The sequence below is a fragment of the Litoribrevibacter albus genome, from assembly GCF_030159995.1.
In the GTDB taxonomy this organism is placed as follows: Bacteria; Pseudomonadota; Gammaproteobacteria; order Pseudomonadales; family Litoribrevibacteraceae; genus Litoribrevibacter; species Litoribrevibacter albus.
Window position 1 is genome coordinate 68,262 of the sequence record NZ_BSNM01000016.1, and the last position, 19,962, is coordinate 88,223.

The 19,962-nt window shown below is 43.6% G+C and carries 17 protein-coding genes; 3 read left to right on the forward strand and 14 right to left on the reverse strand.

The features are described 5' to 3' along the window. Positions 1-63: 63 nt before the first annotated feature. From QQL66_RS15110 to QQL66_RS15155, 10 genes are all read right to left on the reverse strand, one after another. On the reverse strand, positions 64-1,002 hold the full coding sequence (locus QQL66_RS15110) for a hypothetical protein (protein ID WP_284382517.1): 939 nt from the start codon (positions 1,000-1,002) through the stop codon (positions 64-66). Positions 1,003-1,044: 42 nt separating this feature from the next. Then, positions 1,045-2,097, reverse strand: coding sequence for a glycosyltransferase (locus QQL66_RS15115; RefSeq protein ID WP_284382518.1), 1,053 nt, complete (start codon positions 2,095-2,097; stop codon positions 1,045-1,047). 15 nt (positions 2,098-2,112) lie between these two features. Next, positions 2,113-2,814, reverse strand: a complete 702-nt coding sequence (locus QQL66_RS15120; RefSeq protein ID WP_284382519.1) for a YrbL family protein — start codon at positions 2,812-2,814, stop codon at positions 2,113-2,115. Continuing rightward, a complete protein-coding gene (locus tag QQL66_RS15125) occupies positions 2,811-3,857 on the reverse strand; it encodes a glycosyltransferase family protein (RefSeq protein WP_284382520.1) in 1,047 nt (348 codons plus the stop codon). Before QQL66_RS15125 ends, QQL66_RS15120 begins: the two co-directional genes overlap by 4 nt. A 29-nt stretch (positions 3,858-3,886) precedes the next feature. Beyond that, the gene (locus QQL66_RS15130; protein WP_284382521.1) at positions 3,887-5,002 is read right to left on the reverse strand and encodes a glycosyltransferase family 4 protein; all 1,116 of its coding nucleotides are present in this window, start codon (positions 5,000-5,002) and stop codon (positions 3,887-3,889) included. Between the two features lie 76 nt (positions 5,003-5,078). After that, positions 5,079-5,990: a mitochondrial fission ELM1 family protein gene (locus QQL66_RS15135; protein ID WP_284382522.1), complete on the reverse strand. Its 912-nt coding sequence runs from the start codon at positions 5,988-5,990 to the stop codon at positions 5,079-5,081. A 5-nt stretch (positions 5,991-5,995) separates the two neighbouring features. Beyond that, positions 5,996-7,756: a lipid A export permease/ATP-binding protein MsbA gene (msbA, locus tag QQL66_RS15140; protein ID WP_284382524.1), complete on the reverse strand. Its 1,761-nt coding sequence runs from the start codon at positions 7,754-7,756 to the stop codon at positions 5,996-5,998. A gap of 138 nt (positions 7,757-7,894) precedes the next feature. Then, the gene (locus tag QQL66_RS15145) at positions 7,895-8,827 is read right to left on the reverse strand and encodes a branched-chain amino acid transaminase (protein ID WP_284382525.1); all 933 of its coding nucleotides are present in this window, start codon (positions 8,825-8,827) and stop codon (positions 7,895-7,897) included. A gap of 50 nt (positions 8,828-8,877) precedes the next feature. Then, positions 8,878-11,838, reverse strand: coding sequence for a bifunctional [glutamate--ammonia ligase]-adenylyl-L-tyrosine phosphorylase/[glutamate--ammonia-ligase] adenylyltransferase (gene glnE / locus QQL66_RS15150; protein ID WP_284382527.1), 2,961 nt, complete (start codon positions 11,836-11,838; stop codon positions 8,878-8,880). Positions 11,839-11,945: 107 nt separating this feature from the next. After that, positions 11,946-12,488, reverse strand: a complete 543-nt coding sequence (locus QQL66_RS15155) for a PadR family transcriptional regulator (RefSeq protein WP_284382529.1) — start codon at positions 12,486-12,488, stop codon at positions 11,946-11,948. Positions 12,489-12,596: 108 nt separating this feature from the next. Here QQL66_RS15155 and QQL66_RS15160 point away from each other — a divergent pair, with 108 nt between their 5' ends. Beyond that, positions 12,597-14,201 carry a phytoene desaturase family protein gene (locus tag QQL66_RS15160; protein ID WP_284382530.1) on the forward strand — a complete coding sequence of 535 codons (1,605 nt, stop codon included), beginning with the start codon at positions 12,597-12,599 and terminating at the stop codon, positions 14,199-14,201. Positions 14,202-14,386: 185 nt separating this feature from the next. Next, positions 14,387-14,851 (forward strand): hypothetical protein, encoded by a 465-nt coding sequence (locus QQL66_RS15165; RefSeq protein WP_284382531.1) that lies wholly within the window; start codon positions 14,387-14,389, stop codon positions 14,849-14,851. Positions 14,852-15,000: 149 nt separating this feature from the next. Here the strand turns inward: QQL66_RS15165 and QQL66_RS15170 are convergent, their stop codons facing one another. Together QQL66_RS15170 and glnK are read right to left on the reverse strand one after the other, a co-directional pair. Beyond that, positions 15,001-16,275 (reverse strand): ammonium transporter, encoded by a 1,275-nt coding sequence (locus QQL66_RS15170; protein ID WP_284382532.1) that lies wholly within the window; start codon positions 16,273-16,275, stop codon positions 15,001-15,003. 79 nt (positions 16,276-16,354) lie between these two features. Beyond that, positions 16,355-16,693 carry a P-II family nitrogen regulator gene (gene glnK, locus QQL66_RS15175; protein WP_284382534.1) on the reverse strand — a complete coding sequence of 113 codons (339 nt, stop codon included), beginning with the start codon at positions 16,691-16,693 and terminating at the stop codon, positions 16,355-16,357. Between the two features lie 356 nt (positions 16,694-17,049). Between glnK and QQL66_RS15180 the strand changes: the two genes are divergently transcribed. Beyond that, the gene (locus tag QQL66_RS15180; protein WP_284382536.1) at positions 17,050-17,304 is read left to right on the forward strand and encodes an accessory factor UbiK family protein; all 255 of its coding nucleotides are present in this window, start codon (positions 17,050-17,052) and stop codon (positions 17,302-17,304) included. A gap of 39 nt (positions 17,305-17,343) precedes the next feature. On the opposite strand, the gene QQL66_RS15185 is transcribed toward QQL66_RS15180, so the two are convergent. Further along, on the reverse strand, positions 17,344-18,066 hold the full coding sequence (locus QQL66_RS15185; RefSeq protein WP_284382538.1) for a substrate-binding periplasmic protein: 723 nt from the start codon (positions 18,064-18,066) through the stop codon (positions 17,344-17,346). Further along, a complete protein-coding gene (locus QQL66_RS15190; protein ID WP_431356925.1) occupies positions 18,066-19,787 on the reverse strand; it encodes an ABC transporter substrate-binding protein in 1,722 nt (573 codons plus the stop codon). The genes QQL66_RS15185 and QQL66_RS15190 overlap by 1 nt, the downstream gene beginning before the upstream one ends. Between the last annotated feature and the right edge of the window lie 175 nt (positions 19,788-19,962).

Genomic DNA, 19,962 nt, shown 5'->3' on the forward strand with positions numbered 1-19,962 from the left:
TAAGAATTTTTATACTAGTAGATTAATACTTGAATCATCACACTAAAGACTTTTAAAGCCATGCTATTTTTTAACTTTTTCCCTAAAGTTATCGTATAAATTAAAAGCATCAAAAACTGCCTTTAGCTTTGAATCATTCCCTTGACCTATCGCCTTATTTTTCCTTTTTAAAGCAACTAATTGACTCCCCTCTACTACCAGATACCGCTCTCCCCAAGGCCTTATATCTGTAATTGGTTTACAAAACACTCCTTTTTTTAAAGACATTGCTTTTAGCCATACATCATCAGCCCCTGGAGACATTTTCATAAATGTCTCTTTATCCAAAATTTCCTCAGCAAAGCAACCTGGAAAATAAAGAACACCACCAACACCAGTAGGAAAGACATCCAAGCTTGGTTCATCAACCATATACCCCTTCTTCCATTTTTTATATGGAATTAAGTTCCCGCGAGTATCTAATGTTATTCTTTGGGCGCGCTGACAATGAATTACATTCGGCATCGATTGATATGCGCGGTATAATTGGTCAATCATATCGGACGGATATAGGACGTCATCATCGACAGTAAGAATCAGACTGTTAGAATACTCCTTTAATGTATAAAAAAACTTTTTATAAGGCCCTAAATCCTCATCACAAAACCTTACTGACAAGCCTCTTTCCATTTGTTTAATTAAGCTTCTAGGCAAATCTTTTTCTTTATTTGGGAACTCATCAATAGCTAACCACAGAATAATTTTCGATGCTTTTTGCATCTGTTGAAAAATAGATTCTATAGTTAAATAAACATCATTCACTCGATGCCCAAAACTTGTAAGAGACACAACAATTTCATGTGCATTCGCCTGCACCCCAGAATCTTTACAAGTTAATGCCAGCTGATGAAACATAGAAGTTGCTACTATCGTTTTTTGCCTCAGCAATAACGTTCGCTCACTCTTTAACTTTTTCTTTCTATTATTAAACACAACACCCTCAAAATATAAATGCCAATACACGCGATAACCGATTAGAACATTTAAATCAGCCCCATATAACAGCTAAGCAACTTCCCGATTTTTTAAATAATAGAACAAACGAATGTATTCTGAAACGATGTAATCTTGGCTATACCCTTTTTGATAGCCTTCATACGCCTGATTCACTAATTGGTTCCTTAGCTCTTCAGATGCTAATACCTGGTTAATTGCCCCGGTCAGCTCTTCTACGTCATCAATTTCCGTAAGAATACCAGTCACATCATGCTCAATGACTTCACCCGGACCTTGCGATTTAGTCGCAATAATCGGACATTTGTGAGCCCAGGATTCCATGACAATCGAGCCTAATCCTTCATGGCGAGACGGACATACGAATACATCTGCAGTACGCATCAGAGCCGTTACATCGGTACGCCAACCAAGAAAACGAACACGTTCCGAAACACCAAGAGTACTAGCCAAGCTCTTAAGACTTTGCTCCTCTGGGCCTGCACCTGCTAACCACAAGATTGCATCAGGTACATCCACCAAAGACTTTAATAGCACATCAAACCCTTTATTCACATGCAACCGGCCTGCAGCAAGAATTAATGGTTTATCTGTGGGTGTATCAAAACTGTCTCTTGGAAGCGGGTCTACTTCTGTTTCATCAGCGAAATTAGGTATATGAAACACACGCTCTTTTGGCATGCCTCCATCAATAAGATGCTGACAAATTCCTTTAGAAATACCAATCCAGTAGTCCGAGTGTTTGTAATATTTAAGGTTGTAATAATGTCCCAACCTGTTTACCAATATGTAGTCGCCTTTTGGGGTATTACCACTGGCCCGATTCATCCACGTCAGAACGATATCGGGCTTATAGGCGTTTAATGCCCGTCGATACTTGAATCGACCCAACACATCTAACTTCCCACCAAAACTGAACCCTTCAACCTCAATACCAGCCTTAGCCAAGTCATCCACACGTGATTTATGATCTCTGATGAAGGCTTTTTGCTGATAACCGGCTTGTCCTTCAAGCCCTTTGACTAACCGAACAAAAAAATTTTCAGCACCACCCTTCTCTGCTCCAGATAGGACTTGTGCAACTTTTAAGGTTGTTTGAGCCATAAAACTTCTCAATAATTAATTTACTTTTCCGGACTGGACGCCTTCATGAATCAATAAACCATGCGTTCCAGGAAACTCCCCTTTTTCCCGAGCCACGAGTAGATTCTGAATGCGGACCCGGAGATTTTCCGACTTTCTGCAGGCTTTTTTAATGAAGTAGGATTTAGGAAAAAAGACGTCAGGAATAATACTGGAACTACCCAAACCATCAATAACCACCAGGCGATTAATCGTTCCATCCAGCAGCCTTTGGACAACAATGTTATGAACCAGAAGGTCTCTTGAAGGAATTCCCAACAGATTCCAACCAGCAATAAACTCATCAACTGCCCGCTGGCAATCGGGTGTAAACCCTTCATCCCATACATACTGTTTCAAGGTATGAGAAACCGAGCCTGACTCATCACGAATAAGTTCAGAAACCAACCCCTTCCCCATGTCCGTATTTTCAAAGCCAAAACATCGACTAACATAACGATACATTGGCTCACCGATACGCTTATGCAGAGCATTCATAACACGAAACTCTTCCGCATTGTCATCAAAACTGGATAGCGGTCTCAGGTTTTTAGGAAACCCCTTCTTACGTCTCAGATCCTCTAGCGTGAAATCAGGTCGCCTAACTTTCACGCACCGACCAGAATCATTTGGGTGAATAAAACAAAGACGATTACCACCTCTGGCAAACGGCTGTAAGTCAGAGACTTTTAGTGTCATTTCATCGAACCGTCTAAGTTAATATCTCTCGCCCACACATAATCGTGAGAAAAAGGAATTTCCAACGAAGCTTCCAGGATATACTGCGAGTTCAGCTTTGAGCTCATCTCGTCCTGGAAAAACGCACGTGCATTTGCCGCCCACTGCATACGTTTTTCATCATCCGCATGAAATTCCAATATTTTCTTATTTAAATCGTCTTCATCCTTAAAGTAGACCGCACTTTCCTTTGGTAATAACTCATCAAATCGAGGGGACTCATGGGTAAACTGAAGAATGCCATTCCCGGCCAACTGAGCCATACGAGCACTGGAATACCAATAAAAGCCTTCCTGACGATTAAAATTCAGCCCCATTTTGGTATTCTCTAAGGCTCGGTCATAATCCCGGCCCCAAACAGGATCTTCACCAAAACTTCCGTAAGTTTTAAAGGTCATATGAGGATCAAGCACTTCCTTCATTCGACCAACCATCTCTAAACGCTTGGTAAAGTTGGTACTGTTACTACAGAAGAGAAGGTCAATAGGTAACTCATCACTGCGTTTCACCGAGTTATCAAAGCTTTCGATAGACGGGTCAACCGGATTTGGCATGTGATACACCCGAGCTTTCCTACCTTCAAAAATATTCAGCTCTTTACGCCCCGTCGAAACAAACACGGCATCACAAACATCTGCTCGATACTTAATACGTTCTACATTGCTAGGTACGAATAATGGATCATTATTACAATGAACAATTTTACACGCGGGCATTAACTTTCTGATTTCCAACAAGGTCTCGTTAGAAATCATGTCACAATGGCCTGCAATCACCAGATCCGGCTCAAAGGCCGCTACTGTTTCCAGCAACCGTTTATTTGCAGCTTTCTTCCCAAGATCGCGAATACCTAGCGGCGCCTCAAACGCAGCAACATCCCGATCACTGAATACCTGAGTGAAGTGATCATTTTTAATCAAGCCGAACGTTAACTTTTGCGCCCAACTTACACGGGTTTTCCCATAACGGCGCAACTGCTGATAAGCAATATGTAGAACTCTCATTATTAACTCACTTACTCTAGATATTATTTTTAACTTTGCAGAGCTTTTCGATAAACCTTCAATGTCTCTTGAGATTGGTGCTCTAAATAAAATTCTTCCGGCAAGGATATCTCTGGTGGTGAATCCATTGTCGTTAATTCAAAAATACGATCAGCAAAGGCTTGAATATTATCCGCCTCAACTAAACCCCTGGGAAAAGCAGCATTCAGAGACTCACTTGCACCACCACGATTATACGCAACCACCATACATCCCGTTGCCAAAGCTTCCGGCACCGTTCTCCCAAACGGTTCAGATTTATTCGACATATGACAGGTAACATCTGCCAACTTATAGAAATACTGAATATCTGACCTATGCCCCAAGAAACTAACGTGCTCAGTTAATCCTTTAGATTGACAGATCTGCCGTAGTTCATCCTCATAATGGGCTTTATTAGGATCAGCCTCACCAACAATCACTCCGTGATAGGTAGCATCTTTAGCCGCCAATAACGCCATCATATCCAAAAATGCTTCCTGGCCTTTCCAACGGGTTAATCTGCCCGGCATCAAGATGAGCTTTTTACCCCGCAGTTCGGGTTGAGCATTATACAACTCGTCACACCACCCTTCCGGGATAGAAATATCAGAAAAGGCAGAGCGATCCAGTCCCCGATATATACGGGTAATCTTACTTGGCTCTATCTGATAATTATCAAGAATATAGCTGTACACACAGTCAGAGATCGCAATGACCTGCTCTGCCCTCGCCATAATTGCGCTATAGGCATTGACGGAATACATACCATGGAAGGTAGAAACTAGTTTAGGGCGGGAGTGTTCAGGCAGTTTTCTCCAAGCCAACCACACGATCCATGCTGGGACTCTGGAACGAACATGAATGATGTCAGGCTGAAGCTCTTTTAAAAGCTCGCGCATAGCCCGAACTTGGAGTAAAGAGACGGGCGACTTTTTATGCACCGGCATTTCAATATGGCGAGAACCTTCACGCTCTAAACGCTGAACTTGCCGCCCCCCGTTAGAAATCACAATAGACTCATGTCCCTGAGCAACCAGAGTTTTGGCAAACTCAATAGTACCTCGCTCTACGCCACCAGAGTTGAGTTCGGGGAGAACTTGGACTACTTTGAGAGTTTTATTCACTCAAATACCCTTTAATTAACTAAAAGAACAACTATTCATTGAATATCCAATAAAGCGCCACATCCATACACTTGCATTAAATAATGCAATCAAGAAGCCACTTTGCGGCTCGATCTGCCTCAGAGCCAAAAACACTACCAGCCCTAATTTTTAGCATATTATCTACTGACATTATGCGCTGGTCTCGCCTAAGACTGTCCACTCCCTTTGTGATTCTATTGTTCTTTTTAACTGGTAAATCAAATACACCCACCTCAGCACCTGAAGTTAACGCTTCATAAACCATTGAAACACTATCTGGAGTCACCCAAATACAGTCCGACTTGGACATCTGCTCAGGCAGCCATTCAGGTGAAGTATCATAATGACTGATGTAGGTAATCACATCTTTCATTAACTCGTGAACTTCTAACTCAAACGATACAGGTGTTCGCCTTGAATCTGCAATCAACCAGTCTTTTACATTCCTTGTTTTTGAAATTACTCTCTCAATTTGAGAGCAAACCAAAGAAGAATCCCATTGATAATGCTTTGAATCACCTCCTATCAAAATCAACCCACGCCCTGTTGTACGATAATCAACACCTCGAGGCCGAATTTTATTCAACACTCCACAACTTGAGTAAACATTGACATGAGAAGAAGGGTTATCATGCTCAGGGACAATCAGGGCATCAAACCACGACATAGGAATCAAACTTGGCTTCATCAAAATTACAGAAAAACACTGAAACTTACGTTTAATGGCCAACACCAGCTTATGTGTTGAATTTCCTGCCCCAACGACAACATCAGGTATCCAATCCAATTCTACCTGACAACGTTTTGCAATCACATCAAACCAGGAAGCAGTTGTTTCTCGAGCTGAGATCCAGATACTTTCAATCTGTGTTTGCATTCTTAACGATTGTTCTAACCCAAGCAACTGGTTCTTATGCCCTGGCTTTTCATCCGTAACAAAGCAAATTTTAATAGGTATATCAGACATTAAAATTATTCTTCAAATTGACTGTGGTACAGCTGCGCATAGATGCCATCTTTAGCCAATAACTCGTCATGAGTGCCGACCTCTTCAATCTCACCAGAAGCCATAACCACAATACGGTCAGCACCTACAATAGTAGAGAGGCGATGAGCAATCACGATGGTGGTTCGTCCCTTCATCACTTCACTCATAGCAGACTGAATAAAACGTTCAGAAGCGTTATCGAGTGCAGACGTTGCCTCATCCAAAATTAAGATTGGGGCATCTTTTAAAATCGCACGCGCTATCGCTAAACGCTGGCGCTGCCCTCCAGAAAGCATCAAGCCTCGCTCTCCGATAGTGGTATCTAGGCCATGCTCTAAGTCTTTGGCAAATTCCATGACATAAGCAGACCCTGCGGCCTTTAGGATTTCTTCATCAGTAGCACCACTCAACTCACCATAGGCAATATTGTCTTTCAGGGTTCCTTGGAAAAGGAAAACATTCTGACTAACTAACGCAATCTGTTCACGTAAGAACTTCAAATCCAACTCTTGAATTGAAACACCATCCAACAGAATCTGCCCAGATTGAGGCTCATTAAACCGGGGAAGTAAACTCGCTAAAGTACTCTTACCACTTCCAGAATGCCCAACAATGGCAACCATCTCTCCCGCATGAATATCGAGCGAGAAATCGTTAAGGACCTGCTTTCCTTTTTCATAAGCAAAGTTCACGTTTTGCAGTGACAAACCACCTTGCACGTGCTCAATAGTCTTATCCCCATGATCTTTTTCGATCTGAGTATCCAGCAACTCAAATAAGGTACCTGCAGCTGCAATACCCTTTTGCATTTTGCTGTTAACGTTAGTCAAAGTACGAATCGGCTTAGCTACTAATCCAGCAGCCGTAATATATTGAATAAAAAGAGCTTCATCTATCTCCGTTAAATATTCAGGATTCAAACCAATATAAACAAGAATGGCCATTGGAATGGCAATCAACATCTGAACCGCAGGTGTATTAATTGCTCTCACCAAAGCCAGCTTAATGCCCTGCCTGGCAGAGTAGGTACTTGCACCGTTGAAACGGTCATACTCATATTCTTCTCCACCAAAGATGCGAATTTCCTGAAACCCTTGAACAGACTCTGAAGCGGACTGAGTAATGTCCCCCATTGAGTTTTGAATTCTTTTACTTAACAAACGGAATCGCTTGGACGCATAGCCAACTGCCAACGCAATAAACGGCATCGACGTCATAAAAATTAAAGTCAATTCCCAACTCAAATAAATCATGTATCCAAGTAACGCAATTACCGTCATCCCCTCACGTAACAGGACAGTAATCGCTTCGGTCGCGGCACCCACCACTTGCGTGGTATTGTAGGTAATTTTTGAAAGTAAGTGTCCGGAAGACGTCGAAGTAAAATACGAGGCAGGCAAGGATAAAACCTTTTTAAAGACCTCCAACCTCAGAGCATGCACCAACTTCTGGGCGACAATCGAGATGGTATATTGCCCAAGAAAGCTACCAAACCCTCGGACAAAAAACATCAATAAAACGGCGGCAGGTAATGCGAGATATTTTTCCAGCCCAAATGGAATATCAGGGTTATCCTCAACAACCAAGCCAATAATTTCAGGCCAGCCGGCTTGCGAGGAGGAATAAATTGCATAACCGATAAAACTTAAAACAAACAACCACCACTGAGACTTTACGTATGTAAGTAATCTCAGATATACCTGAACCGGTGTTAAATCACCGTCTAAATCTTTTCTTTTCGACATCACATCAACTTTTCAAATTTAGTAGATATCTCACACCAGCAAATAACTGCGGGTAAAAAGCAAAAAACCACATATTGACGACTAACTAACAAATAGGGTTAATAGCCAATATGTGGTTTTTATAATTATTTCAAAAACTTATTTAACCAGCGCCAACCATTCAGGATAAGCTTCACGCTTGCCCATGACCTGATCAAAATACATTGTTTGAAGCTGTTCTGTGATTGGACCTCTCACACCGGTGCCAATCTTACGTCCATCCAGCTCACGAATAGGTAATACTTCCGCAGCTGTTCCGGTAAAGAATGCTTCATCAGCAACATACACTTCATCACGAGTTATGCGCTTTTCTTTAACTTGATAACCAAGATCTGCCGCAAATTTGAAGATAGTATTGCGGGTAATACCGTCCAGGCAGGACGTTAATTCCGGTGTATAAAGCACGCCGTCACGAACGATAAAGATGTTTTCACCGGAGCCTTCCGCCACATAACCTTCGTTATCCAACAGTAGAGCTTCTTCACAACCGCTGTCCAAAGCTTCACGCAACGCCAGCATAGAATTCATGTAGTTACCGTTTGCTTTGGCTTTACACATTGTGATGTTTACATGGTGACGAGTATAAGATGATGTACGAATGCGAATACCTTTGGTCTTCGCTTCCTCACCCATGTACGCAGGCCATTCCCACGCAGCAACCATCACATGAACCTTCAGGTTATCCGCACGTAAGCCCATACCTTCAGAACCGAAGAACACCATAGGACGCAGGTAAGCTTGTTTCAGATTATTCTTCGCTACTGCATCTTTCTGAGCTTGATTCAGTTCTTCTTTAGAAAACGGAATTTCCATACCCAAAATATGTGCAGAGCGATACAAACGGTCGGTATGTTCCTGCAAACGGAAAATCGCAGCACCACGGTCAGTCTCATAAGCACGAACGCCCTCGAAGCACCCCATACCGTAATGCAACGTGTGGGTAAGGACATGGACTTTGGCTTCACGCCAGTCAACCATTTCACCATCAAGCCAAATCAGACCTTCACGATCAGCCATAGTAGGCAAAGCCATGTTCTTACTCCTTTGTAAATGTCATGTACAGTTTTTTAATTGGCGGAACATTATACGTCATCTTCCATAAAATGCTGCCATATTTTAACCACTTTTTGACGATAATCTTGATAACTTGTCAGCTCATCTTCTTCCAGAACCACTTTTTGGTTATCCAGGATTTTACGATGACCTTCAATTCGGAATGCCTTGTATGCATCAATCAGCAAATTGACCTCGGATTCGTCCATAAGTTTCAACGATTCCATCGTCTCCAGAATCCGAATATTGTCAGACCATGTCAGCATATCCGGGTAATCAGCACCCCACTTGAGTACTGCATATTGAGTCATAAACTCAATATCTACAATACCGCCAGCATCATGCTTGAGATGAAACACACCTTCTTTCATGCCATCTTCAGCCGATGCCATACTGGCACGCATCTTTTTCCGCATATCGACCACTGACGCTTTTAAGGTATCTTTTGGAACATTGGCCAAAACCTCTTTACGAACACGATCGAACTGCTCGGCAAGTGCAGATGCGCCAGCGACCACTCTAGCCCTCACCAACGCCTGATGTTCCCATGTCCAAGCATTTTTGAACTGATAATCCTCAAACGCTTTTAAGCTGGCAACCAACATTCCCGAGTTTCCTTCTGGACGAAGTCGCATATCGACCTCATACAAATCCCCCGAAGGCATCATGGTCGTCATGATATGAACAATCCGCTGAACCATTCGCGTATAAAAGGTTTGATTATCTACCTGCTTGGCGCCATCCGTATACTTATTCACATTGGCATTGTGGATAAATACGATATCCAAATCCGAGCCATAGCTAAGTTCAATTCCCCCCAACTTACCATAGCCCACCACTATCAACTGCGGTTCGGAAACAGATCCCTCTTCGTCAGTTGGATAGCCATATCGCTCCACCATTTGATGCCAGGAGATTTCAACCACAGTCTCTAAAATCACTTCTGCGATATAGGTCAGATAATCGCTAGCCTTCATCAAGGGTAATGCCCCCGTCACTTCGGCTGCTGCGACTCGCAATACATGCGCATTTTTAAAATATCGGAGCGCCTCCATTAATGCTTCAAGATCGTCTTCAGGAATGCGAAGCATGTGCTGGCGCAATTCATCTTGCAGCTCTTGTTTATTCGGCGGGGAATAGAGAGATGAAACATTGATCAACTCATCCAGAATAACCGGTGTTTTCGCTAACTGGTTTGCAATCCAGGGGCTGGCATCACACAGCTTAATTAACTGCACCAAAGCCACCGGGTTTTCCATTAACAGCACCAGATAGGCGGTTCTGCGTATCACCGACTCTACAAGAATCAACACCCGCGACAAGGTTTCTGTAGGACGTTCAGAACAGGCCAGCTGGTGAAGTAAGTTCGGAATAAACTGATTTAAACGTTCCTGACCTTCACGCTGTAAGGTTCTGACTTTCTTACTTTGCTTTAAGTCCCTAATCAGCTTCCATGCAGCGGCAGGATCATCAAAGCATTGAGCCTCAAAGACAGCAATCGCCTCATCGTCATCCATCTCGTCCAACCAAACTGAACGCCAACCATCACAGAAACTGGATTCCTGCGTCTGACGTTCTTCATCAGCGGGTTGAATCAAGTCTACAAATTCTGCCGCCACATTTTGTCTGTGTTGATCCAATGCATTACTGAATTCACTCCAACCAGCAAACCCCATTACGTGCGCAACTCTCGCTTGGGCAAAAGCGTCCTCGGGAAGTAATTGTGTCTGACGATCCTGAAGTGCTTGAAGCGCATGCTCTGTATCTCGTAAAAAGTGATAGGCCTTGACCAGATTCTGATAGGCATCAGCACTTAATACACCGCTGTTTTCTAATTGCGCTAAAACAGCCATTAGAGAACGATTCTGTAATCGAACATCCATACCACCATGAATCAGCTGAAACACTTGCGCGATAAACTCCACTTCACGAATACCGCCTCGTCCCAGCTTGATATTGTGTTCCATCCCCTTGCGACGAACCTCACGATTGATCATGTCTTTCAATCCGCGAAGCGCCTCAATCACACTAAAATCAATGTATTTGCGATAGACAAAAGGGCGTAGCATAGTCACTAACTCTTGGGCACGTTCAGCCCCACCAGCCATGACTCGCGCTTTGATCATGGCATAACGTTCCCATTCCCGCCCCTGGCTTTGATAATAACTTTCCAACTGATTGAAGCTCATCACCAAAGGCCCACTGTCGCCATAGGGTCTTAGACGCATATCTACGCGGAATACAAACCCTTCAGCAGTGATAGAATCCAATGTCTGAATGAGCTTCTGACCAACCTTTGTGAAGAATTCCTGATTAGATATTTCACGCTTCCCGTTTTTAGTCCATCCAGATTCAGGAAATGCAAAAATCAGATCAATATCAGAGGATAAATTAAGTTCATCCGCCCCTAATTTCCCCATGCCCAACACCAACATCCGCTGGGGAATCAAATTCCCCTCATAATCCTTGCTGAAAGGCTCGCCCCAAATCGGCATAAGTGCTTCCGTATGCCAATTCATCGTATGTTCAACACAGGCATCTGCGAATCGGCTTAAATCCCTCGTGGTTTCAAATAACTCAGCCAACCCATTAATATCGCGCCAAATCACTCGTATCATCATTTCATGACGAGCCAATCTCAGCTGTTTTGACAAGTTCACTTCAGAATCGACGGAACGAACTAACGCGCCTATTTGTTTAGAATAATAATCCTCGGGAAGCGATTTTCTGAGTGTTTGCTTTTCGATTAACGCCTGAAGAACAGAAGGGTATCGAAGCAGACAATCCACCACATAATCGCTACCGACTACACAGCTCACAAATTCTTTGGCTATCCCATCACCCCCTTGCAGTAACTGACATACCGCATCAATCGAGGATGACTCTTTTATTTGCTGCCACTGCTGCCGCACATGGTTCTGCAACTCCACTGAACTTAATGCTTCAACTTCGTCATTCACTCGACGATCTAATTCATGCAAACCAGACATACATACTCCATGCTCAACACCGCGAGACTTTCAAAAACTTCACCTTAAATAGGCATCCTGACACTTTCAATACTTTTAACAAGGGAATAACAACAAACACGAACTACTTACAAGGACCCAGCCATTAAAACCTCAACCACCTCGTCAGACCACTCCAACCACGCCCTTTCTGAAGACAAACCTCGCTTTAAAGTCAGGTAAGGTAATCGATAACTGTTCTTTTGAGTCGAATCCAATGACAAGTATAGAGATTCTATTGCCTCTAACTTCTGAAGATTCTTTTGATGCAACAACTGATGGCGTTTCACTTCCCGAAGCAACACCGCATCATCGACATGCTTTCCGCCATATAGCATCACTAATAACGCATCATTGGTTTTACTCGGCTTGATCTCGGAAGACAACCAAGCCCTCAAGCCAGCAAGCCCCTTAGATGTGATCTGGTATTTCTTTTTATCTGGCTTTCCCGCTTGCAGTTCTTCCTCAAACGTTACCCACCCTTGATCTGCTAAGTCTTTGAGTTGCTTATAAATCTGCTGATGACTGGCCTTCCAAAAAAAACCAATCGCCTCTTTATACTTCTGAGACAACTCATAACCTGTGGCTGGCCGGTCTGCCAACAACACCAACAACGAATGTTTTAACGACATTTAACGCTCTCAACTCAAATCCAATACTCAATATGCAATAAGTTGCATAATATATAATTTATCTCTACATTAGAACTGAATAAAAATAACACAACTAGAGAATACCCCATGGTTAGAACAGGCAAGCGATATCGTACAGGCAGAGCAGACAATCATTATGATGCCATCGTAATTGGTTCAGGAATTGGCGGACTCTGTAATGCAGCACTCCTATCCAAACTTGGAAAAAAGGTATGTGTACTGGAACAACATTATACAGCGGGTGGTTATACCCACAGCTATGAACGCAACGGCTATGAATGGGATGTGGGCGTTCATTACATCGGTGAAGTACACAAACCTTGGTCAATGATTAGAAAAGTATTTGATGCCATTTCTGATAAAAAACTGGAATGGGCGCCAATGGACGATCTCTATGACAAGATCATCATTGAGGATGAGGTCTATGACTTTTATGCCGGTCGCGGCCCGTTCAAAGAAGAAATCAAAAAGCACTTCCCGAACGAAGCAAAAGCGATCGACAAATACGTCGATCTGCTAAGCGAAGTCAGCAGCAAAGTCCCTAAATTTTTTGCAGGGCAAGCCATGCCACGAAACTTTGGCAAGCTTTATAACAAAGTCAGAAACTTAATACTGCCCAAATACTTTTTCCAAACTACCCGGGAAGTACTGGAAGAGTTAACTCAAGATCAAAAGCTTATTGGAGTTCTAACCGGTCAATGGGGCGATTACGGCCTCCCTCCAGGAGAAGCCAGCTTTATGATGCATGCAATGGTCGCCAAACATTACATTGCAGGAGGAAACTATCCGGTGGGCGGGTCATGGCAAATTGCCAACACCATTATTCCTGTCATACAAAAAGGCGGGGGTGAAGTATTTACTTACGCAGGCGTCGATCAGGTTATTGTAGAGAACAACAAAGCAACCGGTGTACGACTCCAAAACGGTGACATCATTCATGCCGACCAGGTCGTTAGCAACATCGGAGTTCTCCCGACACTTCAACGTCTTTTGCCAGAAACCGCCAGTAAGAAGTACAACCTTAAAAAAGTAGAAAGCGGCGTCAAACTGTCTTCTGCACACTTATGTATTTACGCAGGATTCAAAGGTACCGCTGAAGAACTGGGTATCAATAAAACTAACCTTTGGATCTACCCCGGTTACGACCACGATCGAAACGTTAAAGTCTATAAAGAAAAACCGGAAGGTAATCTTCCTCTGATTTACATTTCCTTCCCGTCAGCAAAAGATCCAACATGGAATGAGCGTTACCCGGGGCGGTCAACCGTAGAAATCGTCACCGTCGGTGAGTGGGATAACTTCTCACAGTGGTCTGAGTCTACATGGAATAAACGTGGCGAAGAATATAATGCGATGAAAGAGCAAATTGCTCAGCAAATGCTGAATGTGCTTTACAAAGAAATGCCTCAGCTACAAGAAGCGCTCGATTATTACGAACTCTCCACCCCGATATCCACCCAATGGTTCCAATGGAATCTAGAAGGTGAAATTTACGGTATCGATCACACGTTGGAACGCTTTAAGCAAGATTGGCTTCATCCGGAAACCCCTATTAAGAATTTCTATCTCACTGGTGCGGATATTGTCACGGCTGGGGTAGGAGGCGCACTCATGGGAGGCGTCATGACAACCTCCTGCATGCTGGGCCTAAAGGAAGGCTACAAGGTGATTAAACTAATAAAAAACGCTTAGTTTTATCTACTCATGGCTAGCAACTCGGCTAGCCATCTCTCATTTTCCAATTAAATTACAAAGACTTGACAAAGCTCTGGTTATTTTTCAACCATCTGTCATGTAATCACAACGAAAAGCCCTCTATAATCTGAAATAATATCTGTTACAAATAATAACTCTAAATTACATTTCGGGATCATGCCATGAAAGCGCTCAAACCAATCAAAGAATTGTCGTTCGCCTCTCTCGCGATTTTGGCGGTTTCAGGTTCAGTTTATGCGGTAGAACCGTTAACTGATGAAGAAATGGGTAAGGCTATCGTGATTGACCCATTTGGAGCAACAGCAGCTGGAGGTCAAATTGATACCACCTTGGCAGGAAGAGAAGACAGCGCTACAAGTGCTGACGAGACAAATCAAGCGTTAGCAACCGACCCCAATTTGAACCCTAGTGAGAATTACTCTCCTATTCCAGAGTTAGGCCTGAGCGACTCCCAAACAGAGCATAGAACTACCATTTTTGGAGACGGAATTAAAATACAAACTCAAGGCAATGTACAAACTATCCATATTGATGCATTAGTTGATAACACTGGAGCCAACAGAGGTTCCCAGACCTACGAAGGACTAAGAATTAACAACACGACTATCATTCGTGAGTATAGATAATTGCTGTTCTAACGTTCTTAATAGAAAGCCCTCGATAAGCGAAAGACTCCATTTCTCAATAAATAATTCTCAAGATACCAATATCAACAAGATTCAAAATTAACATAAAAAAGGCTCCCGAAGGAGCCTTTTTAATCTTACAGAAGATCTTACTTCTGAGTGAACTCTGGGTATGCATCCATACCACATTCTGCCAAGTCCACACCTTCGTATTCTTCTTCTTCGCTTACGCGGATTCCGATTACAGCTTTCAGGATACCCCACACAATCAAGCTAGTTACGAATACCCAGCCGAAGATCGTTGCTGCACCGATTAGCTGACCAGAGAAGCTCACGTCAGAGTTAGTTACAGGTACTAGTAGAAGACCTAGAAGACCAACCACACCGTGTACAGAGATCGCACCTACAGGATCATCAATTTTTAGCTTATCAAGAGTAACGATTGAAAGAACAACCAGAACACCACCTAGCGCACCAAAGATAGTTGCTTCAAGTGCAGTTGGAGTTGATGGCTCAGCGGTAATTGCTACCAGACCAGCTAGCGCACCGTTCAATGCCATAGTTAGGTCAGCTTTCTTGAACATGATACGAGCAAGAACAAGTGCACCTACTACACCACCAGCCGCTGCTGCGTTAGTGTTTAGGAAAACCATTGCTACAGAGTTAGCGTTTGCGATGTCGCCCAGTTTAAGCACTGAGCCACCGTTGAAACCAAACCAACCCATCCAAAGAATGAATGTACCCAAAGTCGCTAGTGGAAGGTTCGCACCTGGAATTGCGTTTACTTCACCGTTAGGACCGTATTTACCTTTACGAGCACCTAGTAGCAATACACCCGCCAGTGCAGCCGATGCACCTGCCATGTGAACAATACCAGAACCTGCAAAGTCAGAGAAACCAAGGTCGCCTAGTGTGTATAGACCGAATACACTGCCACCACCCCAAGTCCAGTTACCTTCCATTGGGTAGATGAATGCAGTCATCACAACAGCGAATGCAAGGAATGCCCATAGCTTCATACGCTCAGCAACGGCACCAGATACGATCGACATTGCTGTTGCAACGAAGACTACCTGGAAGAAGAAGTCAGATGCACCAGAGTAGATTGAACCACCCTCAAAGCCATCTTCACGACCAGCAAATTCACCAAGAACTGCTGCTGTGTCTACGTTAGCGATTCCTGATAGGAAGATTTCGCCACCGTACATAATTGAGTAACCACATACCAAGTACATGATGCAAGAAATCGCAAAAAGAGCGACGTTTTTCGTTAGGATCTCAGTCGTGTTTTTCGCACGTACAAGACCCGCTTCAAGCATGGCGAAACCAGCCGCCATCCACATTACCAGTGCACCACACACTAGGAAATAAAATGTATCAATTGCGTACTGCAACTGATAAACGTTATTTGCTACCTGTTCCATCTTCAGCCCTCCGAATGAGCCTGTTCTAACTTATAAATTTGTAACTAATCTGTTTTCAGGTGTGTTGGAGTAATACGGCTTACACCGCGTCAGCACCTGTTTCACCTGTACGAATACGAATCGCTTGCTCAAGGCTGGTTACGAAAATTTTACCGTCACCGATTTTGCCTGTGTTAGCTGCTTTGCTGATCGCATCGATTACTTGATCTGTCAGATCTTCTGAGATTGCTGCTTCAATTTTTACCTTTGGTAGAAAATCAACAACGTACTCAGCACCGCGATAAAGTTCGGTATGACCTTTTTGACGACCAAAACCTTTAACTTCAGTTACGGTGATCCCTTGAACGCCGATCTCGGAAAGTGCTTCACGCACATCATCCAATTTGAACGGCTTAATAATTGCGGTTACCAATTTCATGGTGTTCTCCCTAAGAGTTATTAGCCTAAAAATGTAAATCTAAAAGTGTTGAATCTGTCTTCGTTAACTCCATCGAAGACTAAATTCGGTATACCGCTCTTGAGCATGGACCGTGCCCATTTTCAAAAAGCTTTATTTTTCATCTAGTTACAAAAGAAAAAATAGAACAGACCTAAATCATTCGGATTAACTCAGGCCATTGGCTAAAAATTATGCACAAATATGAAGCACAAAATTTCAAGTCGACACCACTATAGCGCATTTAGATAATTTTCCGCTATACAGGGGCCCATAGATGGTTCATTTAGAGAAACTGGGTTAGGATGTTTCCAGCCAATTTATGAGTGGAGAAAAAGATGATTCCAAACGAGCTACTGAATACCCTGGCCTCACAGCTAACCCAGGTACTGCCTGGTGCCTCAGGCGCTGCAAGACTGGCTCAGGAAGAAATTCAAAATAACGTAAAAGTCTTGCTGTCTTCGGCACTTAGCAAGCTGGATTTGGTAACCCGTGAAGAATTTGATGCTCAAACCGAAGTTCTTCATAAAACACGAGAAATGATTGAGCAGCTGGAAAAGAAAGTAGCCGAAATGGAGCAAAAGGAGGCATAAACGCCCCTTTAACGAAGCGTCAAAATAGTGCAGTGCCCATTATCGTTCATAGCGACGCACTATTTTGGCGATCTCCTGGGTTTTATAGAGTTGGGTTAATTCACTCTGAAGCCGGTTTACCATCTCATCTGACATCCCCCGATGGCACGCCATCGCACTGAGACTGGTAAAGAACACGTACTCTTCATCAAACGCTTTTGTTTGCTGACCAATAGTATAAGGCGCGCTGAATACATCGGTCGCCCACACAGGTACACGCCCAATCGAGACCATCGTTGCGGCTACCTCATCTTTCAGCGCTTCTATCGTATTAATGCCAAACCCCGATAAATACTCTCTGAGGCCACTGCCCAGATAAGTTACCACAGTATATTTTTTAACATCCTCCAAGGTTTCCAACGCAATATCTGCGTCTGCCAACGTATAGAATGCATATTTATTAATCATAATCGGACCTACCCATTTAAAGTCGGCCTCACGCTCCTGATTTCTCTGTAAAGGGAAAATACAGGTATTTGATTTACTCTTGGCGTAATTGTACGCACGTTTTGAGGGCATAATTTTCCAGCTTTTCTTAACTTTTGCTCTCTCAAACATCAGGTTTGCAATTTCAACCGTCAAGCCCTTCACTTCGCCTGAAGCATTATCCACCCAGCTATAAGGTTTATATTCGTGCGTTACCAGTGTAATAACCTCACCACTCCACACTGGCAGCATCCAAAGATACAACAAAAAAACGGACGCAACTCTACTCAACATCATTACTCGCCCCTTGCGCCAAGCCAACTGGATAACGATTGTTCGTAACTGAAGGTCAATCCCTGCGGTTTCTCATTCGGCAATTTCGGTTTAGGCGCACCTTCCTGTTCTAGCCAGTAGTCCCTATAACGACGAACATTCAGTTTTGGAGAGCACTCCGATCGAGGGAAGTTCATTTCTTGCATGTCTTGTTCCATTCCCAGCGCCATCTTGGTCATGGCTTCTTGAGGAGAAACCTTACCTTCAACGGCATCGGCCACGTTATTCCACCAGTGTTGAGACAAGGTAGGATAGTCTGGCACGTTGATGCCTGTCGGTGTCCACAGGATTCGAGCAGGGCTACGGTAGAACTCAACCAGTCCTCCCAACTTCGGAGCAATCTTGGTCATCGCTTCAGAATTAATATCCGAAAGACGAATAGGGGTTAGTCCAACCAGGGTCTTTTTCAAAGACACCGATTTCGACACAAGAAACTGAGCGTATAACCAAGCTGCATTTCTCTGAGTCTCCGGTGTGCTTTTCAGAAATGTCCAGGAGCCCGCATCCTGATAGCCCAGTTTCATTCCTGACTGCCAATAAGCACCTTTAGGCGACGGCGCCATCCGCCACTTGGTCGTACCATCTTCATTAAGAAGACCCAGTGAGGGATCAGATAAAGCAGCCGTGAACGCCGTATACCAGAAAATTTGCTGAGCAATATTGCCTTGCCCCGGAACACTTCCCGCTTCGGTAAAATTCATTGTTTTCGCTTGTGGCGGAGCAAATCGTTCTAACCAATCGATGTATCGATCCAATGCATAGACAGCAGCCGGGCCATCCAAGGCACCACCGCGCTCAACCGACACAGCTACTGGCCGACAACCCCTCATTCGAACGCCCCATTCATCCACAGGCAATCCATTTGGAATACCTGGATCTCCCGCCCCCGCCATAGACAACCAGGCATCAGAGAATCGCCAACCAAGGGACGGATCTCGCCGTCCATAATCCATGTGGCCATAGACTCGCTGACCATCCAGATTCTTCACATGAACAGAGAAAAACTCGGCAATGTCTTCATACGCAGACCAGTTTTGTGGAACATTCAACTCATAACCATAAATCTCTTTGAAACGGCTTTTTAAATCCGGACGCGAAAACCAGTCATGACGATACCAATACAAATTAGCAAACTGCTGATCCGGCAACTGATAGATCACACCATCAGGACCGGTGGTGAAGCTGAGCCCAATAAAGTCTTCAACGTCCAATGTAGGTAAGGTCACCGAGGTGTCCTGAAGCAAATCAGAAATGGGGTACACCGCTTCTTGCCGATAATGCGTACCGATTAAATCGCTGTCATTGATATAGGCATCGTATAAGTTCATGCCATTTCGAATTTGAGTAGAAATTTTCTTGATGACATCATCTTCACCAGTCAACTCATGAACAACTTGAATACCGGTAATGTCTTTAAAGATTTTTGTTAACTTATTGGCCTCATACCAATGAGTATCAATTCGTTCTGACACCACCCGAATTGTCATGCCTTTATAAGGCAATGCAGCATTAGCAAGCCAGGTAAATTCATCACGCTGGGCATCCCGGCTTAAGGTCGATTGCGTAAACTCATTATGAAGCCAATACTCAATGGCCTTTCGTTGTTGGTCTGATATTTCTCCCTCTGCGTTCACCGGTTCAGCCCCCTGAGATAATCCGCTCCACAGAGAGAAGGTTAAGCACATCAGGCAAAGGTACAAACGAGATAACAGCTGAAAACCATTAGCTAGAAAATAATCAGATAAAGAACGATCAACCAGAGATAGCGTCTTCAAAAATGCTTACTCCTAATGAGAACAAGACCCATGACCCGTATATATACCCTTAAATTCAGGTCACCTTCTCATCAGTTTAGGAAAG